Origin of the sequence: Kribbella hippodromi (assembly GCF_039531045.1) — a bacterium.
GTDB classification, from domain to species: domain Bacteria; phylum Actinomycetota; class Actinomycetes; order Propionibacteriales; family Kribbellaceae; genus Kribbella; species Kribbella hippodromi.
In genome coordinates, this window is record NZ_BAAAPH010000021.1 from 52181 (window position 1) to 74943 (window position 22763).

A 22763-nucleotide genomic window follows, 5' to 3' on the forward strand; every position below is an offset into this window, starting at 1 on the left:
ATGCCCACCCGCAAACCGCTCCGTCCCACCGAGCTCCGGCCCGTGGCGCTCCGGTCCACCGAGCTCTGGTCCGCGGCGCTCCGGTCCACCGTGCTCCGGCCGAGGCTGTCCCGGGTCCGTCCGAAGAACGTCTTGTTCCGACGGGCGGCTGTCGTGACCGGCGTCCTCGCGGCGGCGCTCACCCTCACCTTCGCCGCCGCGGCCCCCGCCAACGCCGCCGGCCCGAACCCGATCTCCCCGACCGAGTTGTCAAAGGCAACAAACGCCGCTTACTCCGGCGCCGCGATCACCCTGCTGGGCAAGGTCCCCACGGACTCCGGCGCCGCCGCCACCCGGACCGCCAAACCAGGCCCGGTGACAGTTGCCCAAGACACCCACCCGATCTACGCCCTCAACCCAGCCTTCATCCGCGACCCCGAGGCACCAGTAGCAACCTTCTGGTACGCCGCCACCTCAGCCACCAAGTCCGGCCGCCCCCTGACGATCTTCACCGTCCCCGACCAAGCCGGCACCTGGCACCCGGTCAACGTGGCCTCCGGCAACACCGAATCCCGCATGACCAAAGCGGCCCAAGGCACCCTCGTCTTCACCGAACCCCAGATCGGCGCCTGGTACGCCCTGACCCGCACCCAAGTCCGCCCCCTCAACCCCGCCGCCGTGAACGCAACCGGCCCCAACCCCATCTCGATCGCCACCTACCAAGACCTCGTCCACACCCGCTACTCCGACAAACTCCCCAACACCCCCTACAACACCCAAGGCCTAGCCGGCGGCTACACCCCCACCCACCCCACCACCACCTCCGAAACCTCCGCCGCCACATCTGCCGAAACGTCCACCTCCACCGCCGGCACCGCCCCCTCCGCGTCCCTTGCCAACCCGGCCCCCTCCAACCCCGCCCTCCCACTAACCGCAGCCGCCCTCACCCTCGCCACCACCACCCTCATCCTCATCCGCCGCCGCAAACCCACCCACCCCTAACCGCACCCCACGTACTACCCGTCGTGGTACCGAACGACGGGTAGTACACCCGCAAACGCCACCCCCACCCGCCCCTGCCACGCTCAGCCGCCCGGGCTCGGGCCTACCACTACCCGTCCTTCGGTACCGCACCACCGCAGCAGGCGATTGGTGTACGTAACGACAGGTAGTACACCTGCGTACGACGTACGCGCAGCCCACCGCCAGCCTCAGGTGTACTAGGTCCACCCGAGTACCACCTGTCCTTCGGCGCATGTCCCGAGCTCAAGGCGCACCGGCTGGGTGGTTGGTGGTTACCAGCGGCGGGGGAGGCGGGGGTGTTGGCAGAGGAAGGCGCCTACGGCTAGTTCCAGGGCGGGGTAGGAGCCCCAGAGGTCTGGGCGGTGGACTTGGATGATGTGCCAGCCGAGGGAGTCGAGTTCGGTGCGGCGGGTTTCGTCGCGGAGTTGCTGGCGCGTGGAGGAGTGCCACTGGTCACTGTCGTACTCCAGCCCGAGCCGGCGCCCGTCCACGGGGCGATCCGGGTACCCGAGATCCAGGTGATACACCCGCCCCTTCCCCTCGACACGAACCTGCAGCTCGGGGCGGGGGAAACCGGCGTCGATCAGGCGGAGGCGCATCCAGGACTCAGCCGGTGACGCGGCCCTGCGGTCGGCCCAGCGGAGCACGTCCTGGCCCTGGCCGTAGCCGGGTCGGCCCTCGTACGCGGCGGAGGCGGCGCGGAGCGCCCAGCGGTCGGCCTTGCCGGAGCGGAGGAACGCGTCGACGGCGGACAGGGCGAACGGTCGTGGCAGGCACATCGCGAGCTCGACCGCGGTGGCGATCGGGCTGGTCACCCGGAGGCCTTGCACCTTCACCGTGTCGACCGATCGCTGCGTCCACTGGGGCTCGACCAGTCCGGTGGGTCCGAGGACGGTCGTGTCGAGCCCGTGCAGCCAGGCGGCGGCCGGTCCGCACACGACCGCGTCCGGCGGTACCACGAGCTCCATCGCCTCGGCTCGCAGCTCGGGCGAGTCCGGTACGCGTACGTCGACGTACACGCCCTTCATGATCTGCCGGATGTCTCCCTGGGCCAGCAGCCACTTGAGCTTGCCTCGAACCTGCTTGGCGCGGAACGGCAGGCCGCAGAAGAAGTACGGGAAGTCGGCGGGGAGCATCTCGACATGATGGACCCAACAAGCCGGATCGTGCCGACGGTTATCCACAGGTGCGCGGGCCGCACGCGACGCCGACCCACGTGCGGTCGTCCAACCAGCTGAACCAACCAGCTGAACCAACCAGCTGAACCAACCAGCTGAACCAACCGGCTGAACCAACCAGCTGATCCGACCGGCTGGAGTCGGTTAGATGGGGGTCAGCTGAAGTCGTTGAGGGCGTTTTGGGCTTGGGTTAGCCATTCTCGGCGGGCGGCGATGGCCTCCCGTGCTTCGGTGGCTTTGCGGGTGTTGCCCTGGGACTCGTACTTGGTGGCTTGTTTTTCCAGGTCTGCGATCAGGGACTGGAGTTGTTTGACGGTGGCTTCGGCGCGGGCGCGGGCTTCGGGGTTGCTGCGGTTCCAGACTTCGTCCTCGGCGGACTTGACGGCTTGTTCGACGGCGCGCAGGCGGCTGTCGATGGCGCGCATCGAGTCGCGCGGGACCTTGCCGATCTGGTCCCAGCGGTCCAGGTAGTCGCGGAGCTGGTCGCGGGCCGCCTTGGCGTCGGTGACCGGGAGGATGCCCTCGATCTCGACCAGGAGCGCTTCCTTGGCCTGCAGGTTCTCGACCTGTTCGGCGTTCTCCTCGGCCTGGACGGCGTCGCGGGCGCCGAAGAACAGGTCCTGCGCGGCCCGGAAGCGCGCCCAGAGCTTGTCGTCGACTTCGCGCGGCGCGGGGCCGGCGGCCTTCCACTGCCGCATCAGGTCCCGGAAGCGGCCAGAGGTCGGACCCCAGTCGTTGGACGAGGCGAGCGTCTCCGCCTCGGCTGCGAGCCGCTCCTTCACGACCGCGGCCTCCTCACGCTTGGAGGAGAGCTCGGCGAAATGCTGCTTGCGGTGCCGCGTGTACGTCGTCCGCGCCGACGAGAACCGGTGCCACAGCTCGTCATCGGATGACTTGTCCAGCCGGGGAAGGGCCTTCCACTCGTCGAGCAGTTCGCGCAAACGAGTAACACCGTGCCGCCAGTCCGTACCGGCCGCGATCGTCTCGGCCTCGGTGGCGATCTTGGTTTTCGCGGAGCGGGCTTCCTCGACCTTCGCGGCGCGTTCGGCCTTGCGGCGTTCGCGCTGCTGCGCGACCAGCGGGGACAGCGCCTCGAGCCGGCCGCGGAGGCCGTCCAGGTCGCCGACCGCCTGCGCGTCCTCGAGGGCGCTGCTGACCTTCTTCACCGCGGCGCGGGCGTCGTCCGGCGAGACCGTGCCGGCCTGGACGCGCTGCTCCAGCAGCTCCACCTCGAAGGCCAGCGCGTCGTACCGGCGGGTGTAGAAGGCGAGCGCCTCCTCGGGGTTCGCGTCCGGCCACTGGCCGACCGCCCGTTCACCGTCCTTCGTCCGTACGAAGACCGTTCCGTCCTCGGCTACCCGGCCCCAGTTCTCTCCGGCCACAACTCGCCCCTTCCGGCGGTATGCACTGCGCTCATGCCCATTCTGGTCAGTCCCCGGTCCAACCGCGCGAACAGGGCCTGTCCGGGCGCGTCGAGCCAGTATCTCGACGCTCAGCCTTTCATCCTCGCCTCCTGGCGCGCTGCGCGTCGCTCGGCGGGCACAGCGCCGCGTTGGAGGACGAGGCACGGAGAAACCCACTCCGAGCCTCGTCCTCCGCCTTGCGCTGCACTCCGCCGAGCAACTGCTCGCAGCTGCCAGGAGGCGAGGATCAAAGGCCTATCCCTGAACAATCACAAACTCCCAGCTCAGGCGCAACGGTGTTGCGTCACAATCCGGTTCGTTCTCACCGTACGCAGACCGGTAGCCTTGGTGGGTCCCGAACCGTTCCAGGAAGGTCTGTCGTGCTCATCGCCGGGTTCCCCGCGGGGTCGTGGGGTACGAACTGCTACGTCGTCGCCACCGGCCAGGGCGCGGAATGCCTCGTCATCGACCCCGGAATGGACGCTGCCCCGGGGGTCGAGCAGGTGGTCCGGGAGAACAAGCTGAAACCGGTCGCGGTGCTGCTCACGCACGGTCACATCGACCACATGTTCTCGGTGCTCCCGGTCTGCGGTACGTACGACGCGACCGCCTGGATTCACCCGGACGACCGGCACTTGCTGGCCGATCCGATGGCCGGGATCAGCCCGGAGACGGCCCGGATGCTGCTCGGTGGCAAGCACGAGTTCGCCGAGCCGGACGACGTCGCCGAGCTGACCGACGGGCAGCGCGTCCAGCTCGCGGGCCTGGACTTCACCGTCGACCACACCCCCGGGCACACCAAGGGTTCGGTCACGTTCACCACGCCGTACGACGGGCCGGAGGACGTACCGGCTGTGCTGTTCTCCGGGGACGTGTTGTTCGCCGGGTCGATCGGCCGGACGGATCTGCCTGGCGGCGATCATCCGGCGATGCTGCATACGTTGGCCACCAAGATCCTGCCGATGCGCGACGAGATCGTCGTCCTGCCGGGTCATGGTGGCCAGACCACGATCGGCCGGGAAAAGGCGACCAACCCCTACTTGCAGGACCTGGAGATACAGAACATATGAGCAAGGCCAAATGAGTAAGATCAGCCCATTGAGTGGGTTCCCCGAATTCCTGCCGAGTGAGCGGATCGTCGAGCTGGCGTTCCTGGACACCATCCGGGAGACGTTCGAGCTGCACGGTTTCGCGTCCGTCGAGACCCGTGCGGTCGAGCCGGTCGAGCGGCTGTCCAATCAGGGCGAGGACGCCGACAAGGAGATCTACGGCGTACGCCGGCTGGCCGCGAACGCCGACGAGGACGCGGCCCTCGGACTGCACTTCGACCTGACCGTGCCGTTCGCCCGGTACGTGCTGGAGAACAGCGGCAAGCTGGTCTTCCCGTTCCGGCGGTACCAGATCCAGAAGGTGTGGCGGGGTGAGCGGCCGCAGGAGGGCCGGTACCGCGAGTTCACCCAGGCGGACATCGACATCATCGACAGTGGCGAGCTGCCGTTCCACTACGAGGTCGAGCTGCCGCTGGTGATCGCGGACGCGTTCCGCAAGCTGCCGATCCCGGCGTTCCGGATTCAGGTGAATACGCGGCAGATCCCGGAAGGCTTCTATCGCGGCCTGGGCATCGAGGACATCGTCGGTACGCTCCGGATCGTCGACAAGCTGGACAAGATCGGCCCGGACAAGGTCACTGACCTGCTCACCGCGTCCGGACTGTCGGCAGAGACCGCGAAGCAGGTGCTGCGGCTGGCCGAGATCTCCAGCACGGACGCGTCGTTCGCGGATCAGGTGCGCGCGCTGGGCGTCCAGCACGACGTACTCGACGAGGGTCTCGAGCGGTTGTCGCAGATCATGACAGCGGCCAACGAGCACGCGCCGGGGCTGCTGGTGGCGGATCTGAAGATCGCCCGCGGTCTCGACTACTACACGGGTACGGTCTATGAAACGCAGCTGATCGGCGACGAGGGGTACGGGTCGATCTGCTCCGGCGGACGGTACGACTCGCTCGCGTCGGACGGCAAGACCACGTACCCCGGGGTCGGGATCTCGATCGGCGTGTCGCGGCTCGTGCACCGGTTGATCAGCAAGGGCCTGGTGAGCGCGAGCCGGCGGACGCCGACCGCCGTCCTGATCGCGCTGAACACCGAAGACGACCGGGCCGAGGCGATGCGGACCGCGATCCAGCTCCGCGGCCGGGGGATTCCGGTCGAGGTGGCGCCGGCGGCGGCGAAGTTCGGGAAGCAGATCAAGTTCGCCGATCGGCGCGGGATTCCGTTCGTCTGGTTCAGTACCGGGAACGGCGCCGAAGTGAAGGACATCCGGAGTGGTGAGCAGGTGCCGGCCGATGCCGCGACCTGGGCGCCGCCCGCCGAAGACGTACGACCGAGCATCATCGAAGAGGAGAAGTCGTGATCCGTAACCGTTCCGCAGGAACGCTCCGCGCATCCCACGCCGGCGAGACCGTGATCCTGGCGGGCTGGGTGGCGCGGCGGCGCGATCACGGCGGCGTGGCGTTCATCGACCTGCGCGACTCCAGCGGCACCGTCCAGGTCGTGATCCGGGACGAGGAGGCCGCGAGCGGGCTGCGGTCGGAGTACTGCCTGAAGATCGTCGGCGAGGTCTCCCCGCGCCCGGAGGGCAACGCGAACCCGAACCTGCCGACCGGCGAGATCGAGATCATCGCCAGCGAGGTCGAGGTACTGAACGAGGCCGCGCCGCTGCCGTTCCCGGTCGAGGAGCACCACGCGACGCCGGTGAACGAGGAGATCCGGCTCAAGTACCGGTACCTGGACCTGCGCCGGCAGGGCCCGGGTGCGGCGATCCGGCTGCGCAGCGAGGTGAACAAGGCGGCCCGGGACGTACTGGCGAAGCACGACTTCGTCGAGATCGAGACGCCGACGCTGACCCGTTCGACGCCGGAAGGCGCCCGCGACTTCCTGGTCCCGGCCCGCCTGCAGCCGGGCAGCTGGTACGCGCTGCCGCAGTCGCCGCAGTTGTTCAAGCAGCTGCTGATGGTGGCCGGCATGGAGCGGTACTACCAGATCGCGCGCTGCTACCGGGACGAGGACTTCCGCGCCGACCGGCAGCCGGAGTTCACCCAGCTCGACATCGAGATGAGCTTCGTCGACCAGGACGACATCATCGCGCTCGCCGAGGAGATCCTGGCCGGGCTGTGGAAGCTCGTCGGGTACGAGGTGCAGACGCCGATTCCGCGGATGACCTACGGCGAGGCGATGGCCCGGTTCGGGTCCGACAAGCCGGATCTCCGGATGGGCCTCGAGCTGGTCGAGTGCACCGAGTACTTCAAGAACACGCCGTTCCGGGTGTTCCAGGCGCCGTACGTCGGCGCGGTCGTGATGCCGGGCGGCGCCGACCAGCCGCGGAAGCAGCTGGACGCGTGGCAGGACTGGGCGAAGCAGCGTGGTGCTCGCGGTCTGGCCTATGTCCTCGTGGGGCAGGACGGCGAGCTGGCCGGCCCGGTCGCCAAGAACCTGTCCGAGGAAGAGCGCGCCGGGATCGCCGATCACGTCGGCGCGAAGCCGGGCGACTGCATCTTCTTCGCCGCCGGTCCGGTCAAGTCGTCGCGGGCGCTGCTCGGCGCGGCCCGGCTGGAGATCGGCCGTCGCGGTGGGCTGCTCGACGAGTCGGCTTGGTCGTTCGTGTGGGTCGTGGACGCGCCGCTGTTCGAGCCGGCCGACGAAGCCACAGCGGCCGGGGATGTCGCAGTCGGTTCCGGCGCCTGGACCGCCGTACACCATGCGTTCACGTCGCCGAAGCCGGATTCGCTGGAGACGTTCGACACCGACCCGGGCTCGGCGCTGGCGTACGCGTACGACATCGTCTGCAACGGCAACGAGATCGGTGGCGGGTCGATCCGTATCCACCGCGAGGACGTGCAGAAGCGGGTCTTCAAGGTGATGGGCCTGACCGACGAGGAGGCGACCGAGAAGTTCGGCTTCCTGCTCGACGCGTTCAAGTTCGGCGCGCCGCCGCACGGTGGGATCGCGTTCGGCTGGGACCGGATCACCGCGCTGCTGGCCGGGACCGAGTCGATCCGGGACGTGATCGCGTTCCCGAAGTCGGGCGGTGGGTTCGACCCGCTGACCGCGGCGCCGGCCCCGATCACGGCGGCCCAGCGCAAGGAAGCCGGCGTGGACGCGAAGCCGGAGAAGAAGGGCGAGTAGCAGCTTTTTGGCCGATTGCCGTACATCGCTGGATGTACGGCAATCGGTCGCGCGCCTGACGACAAGAGACTGTTCGGTCACTTAGCGTCATGAGGTGACTTCTTCGAATCGTCCGCGGGTCCTGCTGGTTGTTCTGGGTGCGATCGTCGCTCCGGTGGCTGGTCTGCTCGCGATGCTGCTGATGGCAGCCGTGGTGCCGGTGCCTGTGGTGTTCCTGGGCGCCGGTTTGTTGGTGCTGTTCCTGGTCGGCTGGGGGATGGCTCGGCTCGGGCGGTTGCGCGCTGCGGTGCTCTTCGCGGCCGGGTGGTCGGTGGCGTTGGCGCTCGTGTTCTCGTTGGTGTTCCTGCGTCCGTTCCCCGCTCAGCCGGTGGCGGCGGTGCCTGCTGGGGTGGCGTTTTGGTCATTGCCGGACGGGACGCGGCTGGCGTACGTACACAGTCCGGCTACGGGCGGTGTACGGCAGCCGGTTCCGGTGGTCTTTTTGCATGGTGGGCCTGGTACGCCGCATGAGGGGTTGCCGTACGGCACGAAAGAGCTGAACGCGGCTGGGTATGACGTGTACGGGTACGACCAGATCGGTGCCGGACGGTCCACTCGGTTGAAGGACGTCACCAAGTACACGGTGGCACGCAATGTGGCCGATCTGGAGGCGGTGCGGACTGCTATCAAGGCGGATCGGATCATTGTGATCGGGCAGTCCTGGGGTGGGTCGCTGGCGGCGCAGTACTTGGCTGCGCATCCGGATCGGGTTGAGAAGGTGGCGTTCACTTCGCCGGGGGAGATTTGGCCGAAGGCGCATCCGGAGACCGAGGTTTCGCCGTGGAATCGGCTGACCGGGGCGGACAAGAAGCGGTACGACTCGTTGGTGTCGGCGCCGCGGTTCTTGTTCCAGGCGGTCTTGCTGGGCCTCAATCCGCGGGCGGCGCATGCGGTGGTGGGGGATGCGGAGGCGGATTCGCGGTTGCATGAGATCGCGTTGACGGGGCGGGGGTTGGGTGGGTGCGCGGGCGGTCCGGAGGGTACGGGGCACAACAATCCGCAGGGGTTCTATACGAATCAGCTGACGAATGCGGATTTCGATCAGATTGCCGATCCGCGGCCGGTGCTTCGTACGCTCAAGACGCCGGCGCTGGTGTTGCGGGCGGAGTGTGACTACGTACCGTGGGTGGATACCCGGGAATACCGCGACACGTTGCCTGGAGCAACGATGGTGTACATCCCGGGGGCTGGGCACGGGATCACTGGGCAGGCTGGTCCGGCGTACTTGAACGCGATCATGCGCTTCCTGGCGGGGCAACCGCTGACCGCCTACAAGGGCGAGGCTGACCCGGCCGGCTGAGCACGCCGTCGGATCGGTACCGAAGGACGGGTAGTGGTGCGGCCGGCAGCCGCCGAACGCGGGTGCCGCACGCTCAAGGTCGTGCAGAGGTGGGGACGACTACCCGTTCTTCGGTTCGCGGTGGCGCCGGCGGTTGGGGTCGGCCAGGCCGGCTTGGTGGCCGAGGATTGCCAGTTGGACTCGGTCGCGGGCCGACAGCTTGGTGAGGATGCGGCTGACGTGGGTTTTGGCGGTGCCGAGGCTGATGTGCAGGTCGGTGGCCAGCTCGGCGTTGGTGCGGCCGCGGGCGACGAGGGCCAGGACTTCGCGTTCGCGGTCGGTCAGGCCGGCTAGTAGGCGTTCCGTGGCTGGGTCGGTGCGGGGTGCGCCGGGTGGGGTCCAGGTGGTGGCGATCCGGCGGGCGATACTCGGGGCGAGCAGTGCGTCGCCGGCCGCCGCGGTACGGATTGCTTGCAGGAGTGCGGGTGCTTCGAAGTCCTTCAGCAAGTACCCGCTGGCGCCGGACCGGAGCGCGATCATCACCGAGTCATCGGTGTCGTAGCCGGTCAGCACGATGATCTTCGTACCGACGAGTGCGGGGTCGGCTGTGATCGCTCGGGTCGCCGTCAGTCCTTCACCGCCGGGCATGCGGATGTCCATCAAAACCACATCCGGCCGAAGCTCCCGCGCCAACCGCACCCCCGAAGGCCCATCCGCCGCCTCCCCAACTACTTCAAGATCTCCCTCCGCCGAAACGAGCGCGCGCAACCCACTTCGCACCAACTCCTGATCATCAACAACCAAAACCCCGATCACAAACCCTCCACCCCCAGCACCATCCTTCCGCCCAGACCGGTCCGCTGGTTTGGGACAGTCGCGCGTACGCGGAAGCCGCCGCTCGGTCCGGCACCGAGCTCCAACCTGCCGTCCACCAGCGCAAGCCGCTCCCGCATCCCGCGCAACCCATGCCCACCAGCACTCAACCTGTCAGCATCGGGTCCGGTGCCGTTGTCGGTGATTGTCAGGTCGAGTGACTCCGGCTGCCACGTCAGCTCGACCTGCACGGAGCTGGCCTGGGCGTGGCGGCGGGTGTTGGTCAGGGCTTCTTGGGTTATGCGGTAGAGGGTGACGGCGATCAGGGGATCGCAGGCGCGGGGTTTGCCGGTGACGTGGTACGTGGCGGGTGGGCCGTCGACAGTGCTGGATTCCACCAGGGCGGGTAGATCGTCCAGACCTGGCATCGGGCCAGTTTCCTCGCTTCGGAGTACGCCGAGCAGTTCCCGGATCTCCCGCGACGCCCCAGCACCCGCAGTACGGATCCGCTGCAGCGCCGCCCGCGCGTCGTCCGGCTGACTGTCGAACAACTGCAGCCCGACCATCGCCTGCATCGACACCGCCTCGATCGACTGGGTGATCACATCATGCAGATCACGCGCGATCGCCAGCCGTTCCTCGGTCACTCGTCGCTCGATCGCCTGCGCGCGAGCGGTACGCTCCGCCTCCGCCCGCGCGTTCATCGCCGTACGACGGAATGCGAGCGCCCGCCCAATCGTGAATGCCAGGACCAGCCACCCGATCGTTCCGACCAGATCACTCCCGGCCCGAGTCGTCACGGCCGCGATGACGAACGCCGGAAGCGCAGCAAGCGCCGTCCAGCCGATCGCCCGCAGCCGCAGGTCCAGCGCGCCAACGGTGCCCACGGCAACAGCAAATGACAGCAGGAACGGACCGTCCAGCAGGGGAGTGATCGGCAACAACTGGCCGGCAGCGCCGAGCAGACCGATCAGCCCGGTCACGGGCAGCGGTGCGTACCGGCGCCACACCAGCGGCACACTCACGATCACGGCGTACGCGACGGCTGCCAACTGCTCGCCGGTCGACGCGGAATGCCCGCGCAACGTGACAACGCCGACCAGCGCGACGAACCCGGCGAGGCCGGCGTCAACGAGTCGGTGTTTCGCCATGACGATCCCGAGTGTACGACGGCCGCCGCGCCGGAGCGGCTGTGAAACGGCAAAGGAAAGGGTTGAGGTCTTCGAGTGTTTGGAGGAAACTGGCGGCGTTGTGGAAATGCTTGGTTAGGTTTTCACGACAACCGCCCCCTCCTACCGCCCCAGGAGTTGTTCGATGCGTCGTTTTCTGACAGCTGTGCTCGCCTGCCTAGGCATCACCGCGACCGCTCTGGTCGCCACACCCGCGTACGCGACCGGTTTCAGCACGTACGGCAGCGGCGTCAACGTCCGCTCCGACGCGTACCTGTCGTCCGCGGTCGTTCGTACGCTCAGTGGACCCACCTCGATCGACGTCGACTGCCAGAAGCACGGCGACCGGGTCAGCAACTCGGACGGAACCAGCGAGTGGTGGGCGCACGTGCCCGCGCTCGGCGGCTACGTGACCGTCGTGTACATCTCGGTGCCCGAGGACAAGCTCCCCGGCGTCCCCGAGTGCGGTACCGACAACCCGCCGCCGGCCGACGGCGACATCACGCTGGCCGACGTCCAGGCCATGTTCGGTACGCGGATCGCGAACCCGTCCATTGTCGAGACCGGGCTCCCGTCGCTGAACCAGGCGATGCGGGACGCGAACATCAACACCCCGTACCGCAAGGCCGCCTTCCTCGCCACGCTGGTGCACGAGTCGCGGCTGGAGTACAACATCCGCGAGATCGGCGACACCCGGCTGTACGGCGGCCGCGGGTACATCCAGCTCACCGGTGACTTCAACTACGGCCCGGCCGGTCAGTACTTCGGCATCGACCTGCTCGGCAACCCGGATCTCGCGATGTCGCTGCAGTGGAGCGCACCGATCGCCCGCTGGTACTGGACAGTTGCCCGCAACATCAACCCGTACGCGGACAATCTGGACATGGGCCGGGTGAACGCGGCAATCGGCTACCCGGCCGGCGCGGAGGACCAGCGGCGCTGCGACTCGTTCAAGAACGCGATCCGCTACCTGACCGGGTCGGTTCCGTCCGGTGTGATCTGCACTCGCCCGTCGCCGCTGAAGGGTGACACCAGCAAGCTCACCCGCACCCAGTTCGACGCGCTCGCCAAGAACGGCGGGGGTCTGGGCTAGCCCCTTGTAGGAGGGTTTCGCGGCGGAGGCGGGAGCTTTTTGCCCTGTCTTTGCCGAGAAACCCTCCTAGCTTCGATCAGGTGGTCGGTGTGGCGACGACCCAGGTTTGGTCGGGGGTCAGGTACGCGGTGCGGTGCAGGCCGGCTTCGGCCAGTTGACGGGCCAGCTGATCCTCGGTGAGATTCTGGGTGAGGATGTGCTGCGACCAGGACTTGCCGCCGACGGTGTGGGTGAGAGTCGCGGACTGGCGGCCGTCGGGGAACTCCTCGAGGTCGGAGATCACCATCGTGCCGCGGTCGCTCGTCATCACGACCGGTCCGCGCAGCATGCCCGGAGTCTGCTGCTGCAGGATGACCGAACCACCGGGGCGTACGTGGTAGGCGCACGTTTGCAGTAAGCGCAGCCGCTCCGCGTCGTCGGCGACGTTGATCAGGTACGACATCATCAGCACAAGATCGAACCGCCGCTCCAACCGAAGCTCCCCAATCGTCGAACAGACCGTCTCAATGCCCGCCGCCCCGCCGGGCGGCTCGGCCGGCAGTGAGGCGGCTGGTGTCTCGGCGGGCGTCGAGGTGGCTGGTGTCTCGGCCGGCAGTGAGGCGGCTGGTGTCTCGGCCGGCGTCGAGGTGGCTGGTGACTTGGCGGGCGTCGAGGTGGCTGGTGTCTCGGCGGGCGTCGAGGTGGCTGGTGACTGGACCGGCGGCAACGGGGCTGGTGACTCGGCCGGCGTCGAGGTGCCTGGTGACTGGGCCTGCGGCGACGTGGCTGGTGACTGGGCCGGCGTCGAGGTGGCTGGTGACTCCGCGGTTGGTGACTGCGCGGTTGGACCGGTGGGCGGTTGTGTGGGTGGAGGCCCGGAGGATGGTTCGCGGACTCGGGCGATCATGTCGGGGGACTCGTCGACCGCGACCACGTGGTGGCCGAGTGCGGCCAGTGCGCGGGTGATCCGGCCGGTGCCGCAGCCGAGTTCGAGCACGGTGCTGCCTGGATCGATTGCCCCGTTGATCAGTTCGTCCTCGCCGTGCACCGGCGTGACCTCGTACAACTCGACCGCGCTGCCGTCCGGCGTGTGCGGTCCCGGTCCACTGCCACCCTGTCCGACTCTCATCTCTCCACCCTCGCTGGAGCCCCACCCCGCGCCGATTCTTTCGGCTCAGACCGAATGTCCGCGCGATCAGACAGAAGGTCCGAGCGATCACGTCGAATGTCCGCGCGATCAGACCGACGGTGGCGTGATCAGACCGAATGTCCGAGTAGCCAGACCGAAGGTCCGGGCGATCACGTCGAATGTCCGCGCGATCAGGCCGACGGTGGCGTGATCAGGCCGACGGTCCGGTGACGAGTGTGACTGTTCCGTCGATCGTCGTCGCGAGCTCTGCCGCCGACTGGCCGGCGCGCTCGCGGACCCGGAGCCCGAGCACGAGCGTGAACACCAGGTCCGCCACCTGCTCGACGTCCAGGCCGGCCGCAAGCTCGCCCGTACGCCGCCCGCGATCCAGCAGCGCCGTCAGCGCTTCGCGGGTGGTGCTGAACGCGGCGCCGACCCGCTCGCTCACCCCCGCGTCGGCGGTGCCTAGCTCGGTCGCCGAGTTCACCACCAGGCAGCCGCGCCCGTCCACGTGGCTGACGGTCCACACCAGCCAGTCGCGCAGTACCTCCGCGACCGGGCCGTCGGCGCCGAGCCGTTCCGCGGCCTCGGCCGACCGACACCCGGTCGGCCAGCCGCTGGACGGCCCGCCCTTCATCCCCGGCTCCGCATGCTCCGTCTCGCGGTAGTGATCGAGCGCGCGCAGGAACAGCGAATGCTTGTCCGTGAACGTGCGATACAGACTGCTCGACGTCAGCTCCAGCTCACTCCCGAGATCCCGCACCGAGGTCGCGTTGTACCCGCGCCGCCAGAACACCCCGGCCAACACCACCCCGTTTGAGGGGCCGACCCCTCAGCCAACGGGTTGACCCCCAAGAACCCCCCGGCCAAACCCACCACCTCAGGGGCCAACCCCTCAGCATGCGCAGTACCGGCCCGGGTCGGCGCGGCGCGGGCATCGTTTGAGGGGTCGGCCCCTCGGTTGATGGGTTGGCCCCTGAGAATCTCGCGGCCAAACCCACCAGCTCGGGGGTTGGCCCCTCAGACGTCGCAGGACCGGGGTGGGGACGGCGCGAGACGGCCGTTATCTTCGGTGGGGTCGGCGCCGCCAACGTCTTCGGCGTACCGCTCGGCACCGTGGTTGGCAACTGGGTCGGCTGGCGGGCTGCCTTCGCCGGGCTCGGGGGTCTTGTCCTGCTGACGTTGCTCGCCTTGCGGCCCCGGCGCCGGCGGCGTTCACCGGCTGATGATGGTGCTGCCGCGGCTGGTCGCCGATGAGCCGATTGCGGTCCGCAAGCTGGCTCGCCAGTTCGGCATCCCGGGCGTACGCGTCGGCATCCTTGTCACGGTCCTGGTCGTGACGGGGCATTTCACGGCGTACACCTTCGTGAGCCCGGTGCTGCAGGATCTCAGCGGTGTCGACGAAAAGCTGGTCGGCCCACTGCTGTTCGGCTTCGGTATCGCCGGTCTGACCGGCTACTTCATCGCGCCGTGGGGGCTCGCCCGGGGCGTACGCGCGACCGTCGCCGTGATCGTCATCGCACTGGCGGCGATCCTGCTCACCTTCCCCTGGCTCGGAACCGGGGCGGCCGGCGGGATCACGCTGTTGATCCTGTGGGGACTCGTGTACGGCGGGGTGTCGGTCAGCTTGCAGACGTGGATGATCCGGGCCGCGCCGCGAGCCGTCGAGGCGGTGTCCACGCTCTGGGTGGCGATGTTCAACCTGGCGATCGGGATCGGCGCCTTCGGCGGCGGCCTCGTGGTCGACGCGCTGCCGCTGCGGGGCGTACTGCTGGCGGCCGCGTTCTTGTCCTCCTGGCCGGCGGGACGGTCGCAGTCGCGCGAGTCAGGTTCTAAGCTCGCAGCATGGGTGGCATCGTCGTGCCGGTGGAGTTGTTGCCGCGGTTGCGGCTGGCACGAGATGTTGCTGACCGCAACTATGCCGGGCCGCTCGACCTGGCCGGGCTGGCGGCGACCGCCGGGGTGTCCAAGTACCACTTCCTGCGCTGTTTCGCGGCGACATACGGCGAGACGCCGATGCAGTACGTCACCCGCCGCCGGATCGAGCGTGCGACGGACCTGCTCCGCGCGACGAACCTGACGGTGACGGAAGTGTGCACGCTGGTCGGGTACAGCAGCCTGGGTTCGTTCTCGCAGCGGTTCACCGAGCTGGTCGGGATGCCGCCGACCGAGTACCAGCGGACGCAGACCGGCGCGCGGATCCCGGGCTGCTTCGTGTTCATGCTCGGTCTGAACTCCGCAATTCCGGAGAAGCCGCCGGCCGATCCGGACCGCTAGCGTCGGTACGACCGACGATCTGGAGGAACTGTGATCACCAACATCAGCCTGTTGAGTGTCTTCGTGACCGACATCGACGAGGCGAAGGCGTTCTACACCGAGAAGCTCGGGTTCGTGCTGAAGGACGACATCCACCTGCCCGGGTACCGCTGGTGCACGGTGTACCACTCGAGCCACCCGGAGCTGGAGCTCCAGCTCGCGCTGCCCGGCCCGCCGCTGGACGAAGAGTCGGCGGACGCGGTGCGGCGGATGATGGCGAAGGGCAATCTGCACGGGTTCGGGATCGCGACCGACGACTGCCGGAAGACGTTCGCCGAGCTGAGCGCGAAGGGCGTCGAGTTCATCCAGGAGCCGTCCGACCGTCCGTACGGGGTGGAGGCAGTGCTCCGCGACAACTCCGGCAACTGGCTGGTCCTGGTCGAACAGAAGAAGTACAGCGCCGGCGACTTCTCCTGACGCGGTGGGTGGGCGGCGGGTGGTGGGGGTGTACGGCATGCTTGGCGGATGCAGATTTCTGTCGATCCGGTCGGGCTGACGCCGCCGTACGAGCAGGTGCGTTCGCAGATCGAGACCCTGATCCGGACCGGCGAGCTGGCCCGCGGCACCCGCCTGCCCACCGTCCGCCAGCTCTCCCTGGACCTCGGCCTGGCCGTGAACACGGTCGCCCGCGCGTACAAGGAACTCGAAGCCGACCACCTGATCGAAACCCGCGGCCGCAACGGCACCTTCGTCCTCGCCTCCCGCAGCCGGGTGGACGACGAGCCTTCCCAGTCAGCCGCGGCCGCGCTCGCCCAGGCCGCGCACCGCGCCGAACTCTCCCTCGCCGAAGCCACCGAACTCCTCCGCCGCGCCTGGTAGCTGCTTGTATCAACCGCATGTGGACATGACTCCGCGGAAGTAGCAGGTGTTCGTTGGGGGCGCCGGTGTACTAGGGGGAGTTATGGCTGACAGCATGACTGTGTTGCGGAAGGCCGGGCCGCCGGGGGTGAAGCGGAACATCGCGGTGCTGGGGGACGGGTTCACCGCGGTGGATCAGGTCGCGTACAACAACTGGGTGCAGACGACGCTGATCGACGGCGTCTTCGGGCACGACTACTTCAGTGAGGACGCGTCCGCGTACAACATCTACCGGGTGAACCTGGAGTCGGTGGACTCAGGCGTGAGCACCCGGACGTACGACGAGCACGGTACGCCGACCGATCCGTCCGACGACACGATCTCGGCGCAGACGGTTCACGACACCGCGCTGGGGATGATCTTCAGCGGGTCCTGGGCGCACTGCTGGCTGGAGTACGGCACCGACACCGAGACACGGATCCAGGCCGCGCTGAACAAGTGGGTGCCGGACTGGAACGAGTTGCTGGTCGTACTGAACAACCCGAACTACGGCGGTTGTGGTGGCGGCGGCCGGGCGCACGTACCGATGGGTGTGAACTGGACCGTGATCGCCCACGAGTTCGGTCACGGGATCGGCGGTTTCGCGGACGAGTACTCGGCCGGTGGGGCGTACAGCGGCAGTGAACAGGGCTGGATCAACCTGACCACGATCACCGACCGCGCGACCACCAAGTGGGCGAACCTGATCGCCCCGTCGACCCCGCTGCCGACCGGTACCGGCTCCGCCGCGAACTACAACAACGGACCGCGGCCGGCGGACTGGAACAGCAACACCGACGTCGGGCTGTTCGAGGGCGGCGGCACGCTGAACACCGGCATCTACCGGCCGGTCGAGAACTGCCGGATGAACGGCAACACACCGCCGTACTGCCCGGTCTGCTACACGTCCATCAAGACCGCGCGGGACCACGAGACCGGTCACCACTTCCGCAACGCGTACGCGGGGCGCTTCTACGGCACCGGTCACAGCGACCTGCTGCTCCACCACGGCACGTCGATCCAGCTGTTCCGTGCGGACGGGACGGCGCTGGAGCACACGTACAGCGCGGTCGAACGGGTGCCGGGGTCGTGGCAGTTCATGCCGAACGACCAGGTGTATGTCGGCGACTTCGACGGTGACGGTACGGACGAGGTGGCGATCTTCAACGGCGTGGACTGGGTGATGCCGTACCTCGGGTTGCTGAAGTCGGACGGCGCCGGCGGTCTGCGGCTGGTCGCGCGGTACGACGGGGACATCCCGGGCTGGGGCGGTTTTGCTGCCCATGACCGGTTCTTGGTCGCTGATGTGAACGGTGACGGGCGCGACGACCTGGTCGTGGTGAACACCGATGACTGGTCGATGCCGTACGTCGGTTTGCTGCGCTCGACCGGGAACGGGTTCTGGGTGAGTCAGCGGTATGACGGTGACATTCCGGGCTGGGGTGGATTGGCGCGGCACGACGAATTCTTCGTCGGTGATTTGACCGGCAACGGCAGCGATGATCTGGTCATCTTCAACGGTGACGATTGGGCGATGGCGTACGTCGGATTGTTCCGCGCCGGGTCGTCCGGTTATTCGATGATGCATCGGTATGACGGCGATATCCCGGGCTGGGGCGGACTTGCACAGCACGACCGGTTGATTCTCGGTGATTTCGACGGGGACGGGAAATGCGATGTGTTCGTCTTCAACGGGGACGACTGGGCGATGGCGTACCTGGGGATGTTCCGGTCGACCGGGTCGGCGTTGGCGTACGTGCACCGGCATGATGGTGATGTGCCTGGATGGGACGGTTTGGGGCGTCACGATCAGTTCTTCGCGGCTGACATCGACGGCACCGGACGGTGCGATCTTTGGGCCTGGAACGACCAGGATTGGGCGACCGAGTACCTGGGGCGGATGCTCAGTTCCGGGGTTGCGCTGAAGGCGGATTACGTCGGTGACTGGGTGGGCGAATGGAACCTGGGATCGGTGGATCGGTTCGAGCCGGCGCGGCTGACCGGGCGGCGCGGGCGGCCGCAGTTGTTCGTACACAACACCGATTGGTTCGGCGTGATCGACGGGCGGCGGGGGATTATGTTGGATCGCATCTACTACCGCTGGATTCACAACTACCGCTACGGCCGGAACTGGTAAGGGGGCCCGACAATGAAACAACCCAAAGGCAGCAAACGAGACCAGCGCATCACCCCGGACCGCCGGCCGTCCAAACCCCCAGCAGGCGAAACCCGCCGCCGACACGCGGCAGTCCCACCACACGCTGGGCGGGTCAAAGCAGATCCTTCACGACCGGAGCAGTCCGGCGCGGGACGGGCGGAGGGTGCGGGCACGGAGCGTGCGATCCGTCGTGAGCCGGGACGGGCCGCGAAACCCGCCTTCGACCCCAAGGCGGCGGCGTCGGCGCGACCAGGCGAGCATCGGGCCGAGCAGCAGGCCGGAGCGGCGGCCGGACAATCCCCGCAGGAGCGGGCCGGTGCGGCGGCTGGACAATCCCCGCAGGAGCAGGCCGGTGCGGGGGCCGCACAATCCCCGCAGGAGCGGGCCGGTGCGGCGGCTGGGCAGCCGCCGGTTGGCGGTTGGGGGGATCAGGTGGCGGTTGAGTCGGGGCGTAGTGGGGTGGCGGGGGAGCAGTATGTGCGGTTGCGGATTCGGGTGCGTGGGGATCGGTTGACTGTGCTGGACAGTCATCTGGTGGACGGTCCGCTTGCGCAGACGGCTGCCTTCCAGGGCGCGAACGCGTATGAGGTCACGTACCAGGACCGCCTGCTCCACGCAGGTACCGTTGCCGACCCGAACACCCAGCGCTCCTTCCCCAACCCGCAAGGACCGGCCGAGCAGCAAGGGCACAACGTCACCCCACGCGAGGTGTACGAGTTCATCGCGCGCGTGCCGGCGGCCGACGTCACTCCGGACACGCGGACGGGAATCCGCGTCCGCCTGCACCAGATCCAGGAACCGACCACGACGGACCGCCTCGGCGCCGCCCCGCTGGCCGCGCAGTTCGAGGGCCGGATCACCCCGGTCGCCGAACTCGTCGGCCTGCCGGAGTCCGCGCTCCCCGAGGCGATCGACGCCCGCGGCGGCCGCACCGGCACCGGCCGCTGACCCGCCGCCGACCAGCTGCCGACCAGCTGCCGACCAGCTGCCGACCAGCTGCCGACCAGCCGCGGACCAGCTGCCGAGCGGCCGATGGTCCGCCGCTGACGGGCCGCCGGCCGCCGACCGGCCGCCGACCCGCCGCTGACCGGCCGCCGACCCGCCGCTGACCGGAGCTGCGTTCACCTGATGGTGACCGTGAACAGGTGAGCACTTGTTCATGGTCACCAGCGGGTGTGCACGCCCCACCGGAAACGATTCCAGAAAGTCGTCACCCGGACGCGACGAGCTATGTACACACTGTCGCCGCGTTGCTACATTCCCCGCAGATTTGACATCGATGTCAACCTCAGGGAGTGGTCACGATGGTTTCGAGACGGACGTTCCTGGCGGGCAGCGGTGCGGCGACGGTGGGTGGGTTCGGGCTGGTACCGGGCCGCGCGACCGAGGCGCAGGCTGCGGTTTCATCGACGTCCGGCAGCCCCGCTCGGCTGCTGCCGGTGTTCAACCGCCCACGACACCTGGACTACGGCGACGTCAGCAAACTCAGCGGGGGAGACCAGACCTTGCTGACAACGTTGCAAGGCGTCGTCAACCGTACTGAGCCGGAGCTGTACTTCATCTACGACACCGGGACCACCAGCGTCCCGGACGCCAAATGGCTGGCCGACATGCGCCTGCCGACCAAGCTGTACAAGAACCCGCTCGACCTGGTCGCCAAGTACCGGAACCGGATCCGCGGCGCGATCGTCCACGATCCGGCCGTACCGGACTCGCTGAACGTCGCGACCACCCTGGCCGGCCTGGAGAACGCGGTCGTCGCGGACGCGGATCAGGCCAAGGCGCACGGTCTGAGGATCGTGAAGGACCTGCGCGGGATGTTCGACGACGATCGCGTGAAGACGTACCGGTGGCAGCTGGACAACCTGTTCCCGCGTGTCACCAAGCAACTGCTGGCGGGTCTGCCACCGACTCGCGTGGTCGACGTGGAGAACGTCCAGTGGCTGGAGATCGCCCGCGAGACCAAACAGATCCGCGACTCGTCCAACCGCGGCACGTACAACCTGGACGTTTCCGCCAAGCTCGGCAAGGAGGCTGTGTACGTACGGTTCGCGGACTCGTTCGCCGACGACGGATGGGGTGCGTCGGTACGGCACGTGGTGGTGACCGCTAACGGTACCGAGTTCGCCCGCTTCGAGCCGAACAGTCCGGAAGAGGAGCCGTACCTCTTCGACGGATCGCACTCCTCGATCGGCGGTGAGGCCAACCGGTTCGCCGACGGCGGCAACTACTGGATCTACCGCTTCCAACCACCCGCTGGTACTACCTCCCTGGTCGTCACCGTGGAGATGTGGAACCAGTACCTGGTGTCCGCTACCGACACCGCACCGACCCGGATCGAGCCGTTCGCGTACTTCCGGGACTACGTGGTCGCCACCAAGGCCATGGTCAGCTGGTTGCCACCTGGTGGTGCTACCGGTGACCTGTTGATCGAGCACTTCACGAAGTACCCGACGCTGGCCCCGTACATGGGCTGGTTCGCGAACGACGTCTCTGGTGAGTGGGATGGCGTGGACCTGGCTTCGAAGGGCGGCTCGCCAGTAGTAGCGGCCGACTTCTACATGAACGGCACTGTGCACGCCGGCTTCACCGCACCGATCTCCGACAAGCCGCGTCCGATCAAGCGGATCAGCAAGCCACAGAACAAGGTGTACCTCACGCTGACGTTCGGGGAGGGCGACAACATCCAGTACTGTCAGCGGCGGCTGCGGGACATCTGGGATGACCCGAAGCGCGGCCTGGTACCCACCAACTGGACGATCAGCCCACTGCTGGCCGAGACAGGTCCTGGTCTGTACAGCCACTTCCAGCGGACTGCTACGGCCAACGACCTGCTGGTCTGTGGACCGTCCGGTGGCGGCTACACGTACCCGGCGTCGTGGAAGGCGAGTGAATTGACGCAGTACCTCAAGATGACCGGTGGATTCATGCAGCGGACCGGACTGGACGTGGTGTACGCGTACAGCGGCCGCCAGAACGACCAGTGGGTGCTGCTGTCGACGGAGATCGCCGAGGGGTACGCCAAGTACACACCGACCAAGGGGATCATGCAGACGTGGGACGGCGACCCACTGACAACCCGCCAGGGCGGTATCCCCGTGACTGGTGGCTGGGGCGCACCCGGTAAGGCTGCGGAGTTCAAAGCCGCACTGGACCAGCGGATAGCCGGCTGGGACGGTGCGAGCCCGCTGTTCATCTCCGGACTGATCGGTGCGTGGTCGTGGACGCCGTCCGACATGGCTGAGCTCGGGGCACTGCTGAGCGGTCCGTACGAGCTGGTGCTGGCTAACGCGTTCTACGACCTGCTCAACCGCGTACTGGCGTAAAGAGGTTGCGGTGGTGGAGCAGGATGAGCAGATGACCCCCGACGAACTGCTCGACGTGTTCCACCGCCGCATCCGCCTGCCGGACGCTGATGCGATCCCAGGGTGGAAACAGGAGCATGTCGGCCTGGTGCATCGGTCGTACGTGGAAGGTGGCGAAGGCGCCGGGTTCGTCGAGACACCACGTGGTCTCGGCGCTGATCCGGATGCGGTCATCGCGCAGGAGCTCGCGTTCTTCCGGGAGCGCGGTCTGCCGTTCGAGTGGAAGACGTACGCGTACGACGAGCCGCACGACCTGGGTGAGCGGCTTCTCCAGGCTGGGTTCAGTAAAGGGGACCCGGAGACGCTGATCCTCGGTGAGGTGGACCGCATCCTGGAGCGCCCGTACGCACTGCCGTCGAAGGTGCGGCTGCGTGAGGTGGAGGGGCCGGACGACTACCACCGGATCGGCGTACTGACTGACACGCTCTGGAACAACGGCCTGGAGCGGATCGTGGAGCGGCTGGCGGGCGAGGCACGGATGTTCCCGGACCGGTTGTCCGTCTTCCTGGTCGAGGACGCGCTGAAGGGACCGGACGGGCTGGCGTTGTCGGCGGCGTGGGTCCGGTTCCACCCCGGCACCGGGTTCGCCAGTCTGTGGGGCGGCGGGACGCTGCCGGAGTGGCGGCGGCAGGGCCTGTACAGCGCGCTGCTCGTCCACCGCGCCCGGCTCGCGAAGGACCGCGGCTACGAGTTCCTCCGCGTCGACGCCTCCGAAGACTCCCGCCCGATCCTGCAAAAACTCGGCCTGCACGCTGTTACAACCACGACTCCGTATGAGTGGACACCCTGACCTGACCTGCGGAACGACACACGAAGGCTGTA

Annotated in this window: 20 protein-coding genes; 14 read left to right on the plus strand and 6 right to left on the minus strand. The window is 67.9% G+C overall.

Features of this window, described 5'->3' with window-relative positions; all coding sequences use genetic code 11:
- A complete protein-coding gene (locus ABD260_RS28190; RefSeq protein WP_344238175.1) occupies window positions 1–981 on the plus strand; it encodes a hypothetical protein in 981 nt (326 codons plus the stop codon).
- 293 nt (window positions 982–1274) lie between these two features.
- On the opposite strand, the gene ABD260_RS28195 is transcribed toward ABD260_RS28190, so the two are convergent.
- Entirely contained in the window at window positions 1275–2138 is an 864-nt protein-coding gene (locus ABD260_RS28195) for a hypothetical protein (protein WP_344238177.1), read from the minus strand.
- Window positions 2139–2335: 197 nt separating this feature from the next.
- Window positions 2336–3562 (minus strand): DUF349 domain-containing protein, encoded by a 1227-nt coding sequence (locus ABD260_RS28200; protein WP_344238179.1) that lies wholly within the window; start codon window positions 3560–3562, stop codon window positions 2336–2338.
- A gap of 401 nt (window positions 3563–3963) precedes the next feature.
- Between ABD260_RS28200 and ABD260_RS28205 the strand changes: the two genes are divergently transcribed.
- From ABD260_RS28205 to ABD260_RS28220, 4 genes are all read left to right on the plus strand, one after another.
- Window positions 3964–4653, plus strand: a complete 690-nt coding sequence (locus tag ABD260_RS28205) for an MBL fold metallo-hydrolase (RefSeq protein WP_344238181.1) — start codon at window positions 3964–3966, stop codon at window positions 4651–4653.
- A 10-nt stretch (window positions 4654–4663) separates the two neighbouring features.
- Window positions 4664–5992, plus strand: coding sequence for a histidine--tRNA ligase (gene hisS / locus ABD260_RS28210; protein ID WP_344238183.1), 1329 nt, complete (start codon window positions 4664–4666; stop codon window positions 5990–5992).
- Entirely contained in the window at window positions 5989–7764 is a 1776-nt protein-coding gene (aspS, locus tag ABD260_RS28215; RefSeq protein WP_344238185.1) for an aspartate--tRNA ligase, read from the plus strand. Before hisS ends, aspS begins: the two co-directional genes overlap by 4 nt.
- Before the next feature lie 94 nt (window positions 7765–7858).
- A complete protein-coding gene (locus ABD260_RS28220; protein ID WP_344238187.1) occupies window positions 7859–9103 on the plus strand; it encodes an alpha/beta fold hydrolase in 1245 nt (414 codons plus the stop codon).
- Between the two features lie 99 nt (window positions 9104–9202).
- Here ABD260_RS28220 and ABD260_RS28225 read toward each other — a convergent pair whose 3' ends face one another.
- On the minus strand, window positions 9203–9898 hold the full coding sequence (locus ABD260_RS28225; protein WP_344238189.1) for a response regulator: 696 nt from the start codon (window positions 9896–9898) through the stop codon (window positions 9203–9205).
- A complete protein-coding gene (locus tag ABD260_RS28230) occupies window positions 9895–11046 on the minus strand; it encodes a sensor histidine kinase (RefSeq protein WP_344238191.1) in 1152 nt (383 codons plus the stop codon). Before ABD260_RS28230 ends, ABD260_RS28225 begins: the two co-directional genes overlap by 4 nt.
- Window positions 11047–11209: 163 nt before the next feature.
- Between ABD260_RS28230 and ABD260_RS28235 the strand changes: the two genes are divergently transcribed.
- Window positions 11210–12157, plus strand: a complete 948-nt coding sequence (locus ABD260_RS28235) for a glycoside hydrolase family 19 protein (protein ID WP_344238193.1) — start codon at window positions 11210–11212, stop codon at window positions 12155–12157.
- A 76-nt stretch (window positions 12158–12233) separates the two neighbouring features.
- On the opposite strand, the gene ABD260_RS28240 is transcribed toward ABD260_RS28235, so the two are convergent.
- Window positions 12234–13265, minus strand: a complete 1032-nt coding sequence (locus tag ABD260_RS28240) for a class I SAM-dependent methyltransferase (RefSeq protein ID WP_344238195.1) — start codon at window positions 13263–13265, stop codon at window positions 12234–12236.
- Between the two features lie 211 nt (window positions 13266–13476).
- Complete coding sequence (locus ABD260_RS28245; protein ID WP_344238197.1) at window positions 13477–14061, minus strand: TetR/AcrR family transcriptional regulator; 585 nt, start codon at window positions 14059–14061, stop codon at window positions 13477–13479.
- A gap of 429 nt (window positions 14062–14490) precedes the next feature.
- Between ABD260_RS28245 and ABD260_RS28250 the strand changes: the two genes are divergently transcribed.
- The 8 genes from ABD260_RS28250 (at window position 14491) to ABD260_RS28285 (ending at window position 22731) form a co-directional block, all read left to right on the plus strand.
- On the plus strand, window positions 14491–15345 hold the full coding sequence (locus tag ABD260_RS28250) for an MFS transporter (protein WP_344238388.1): 855 nt from the start codon (window positions 14491–14493) through the stop codon (window positions 15343–15345).
- Entirely contained in the window at window positions 15228–15542 is a 315-nt protein-coding gene (locus ABD260_RS28255; protein WP_344238384.1) for a helix-turn-helix transcriptional regulator, read from the plus strand. Before ABD260_RS28250 ends, ABD260_RS28255 begins: the two co-directional genes overlap by 118 nt.
- Window positions 15543–15572: 30 nt before the next feature.
- Window positions 15573–15998 carry a VOC family protein gene (locus ABD260_RS28260; protein ID WP_344238199.1) on the plus strand — a complete coding sequence of 142 codons (426 nt, stop codon included), beginning with the start codon at window positions 15573–15575 and terminating at the stop codon, window positions 15996–15998.
- A 48-nt stretch (window positions 15999–16046) separates the two neighbouring features.
- Window positions 16047–16400, plus strand: coding sequence for a GntR family transcriptional regulator (locus ABD260_RS28265; RefSeq protein ID WP_344238200.1), 354 nt, complete (start codon window positions 16047–16049; stop codon window positions 16398–16400).
- Between the two features lie 94 nt (window positions 16401–16494).
- Window positions 16495–18555 (plus strand): M64 family metallopeptidase, encoded by a 2061-nt coding sequence (locus ABD260_RS28270; protein WP_344238202.1) that lies wholly within the window; start codon window positions 16495–16497, stop codon window positions 18553–18555.
- A 12-nt stretch (window positions 18556–18567) separates the two neighbouring features.
- Window positions 18568–19524 carry a hypothetical protein gene (locus tag ABD260_RS28275; RefSeq protein WP_344238204.1) on the plus strand — a complete coding sequence of 319 codons (957 nt, stop codon included), beginning with the start codon at window positions 18568–18570 and terminating at the stop codon, window positions 19522–19524.
- 356 nt (window positions 19525–19880) lie between these two features.
- Window positions 19881–21902 (plus strand): GxGYxYP domain-containing protein, encoded by a 2022-nt coding sequence (locus ABD260_RS28280; protein ID WP_344238206.1) that lies wholly within the window; start codon window positions 19881–19883, stop codon window positions 21900–21902.
- Window positions 21903–21912: 10 nt separating this feature from the next.
- Entirely contained in the window at window positions 21913–22731 is an 819-nt protein-coding gene (locus tag ABD260_RS28285; RefSeq protein ID WP_344238208.1) for a GNAT family N-acetyltransferase, read from the plus strand.
- Window positions 22732–22763: the final 32 nt, after the last annotated feature.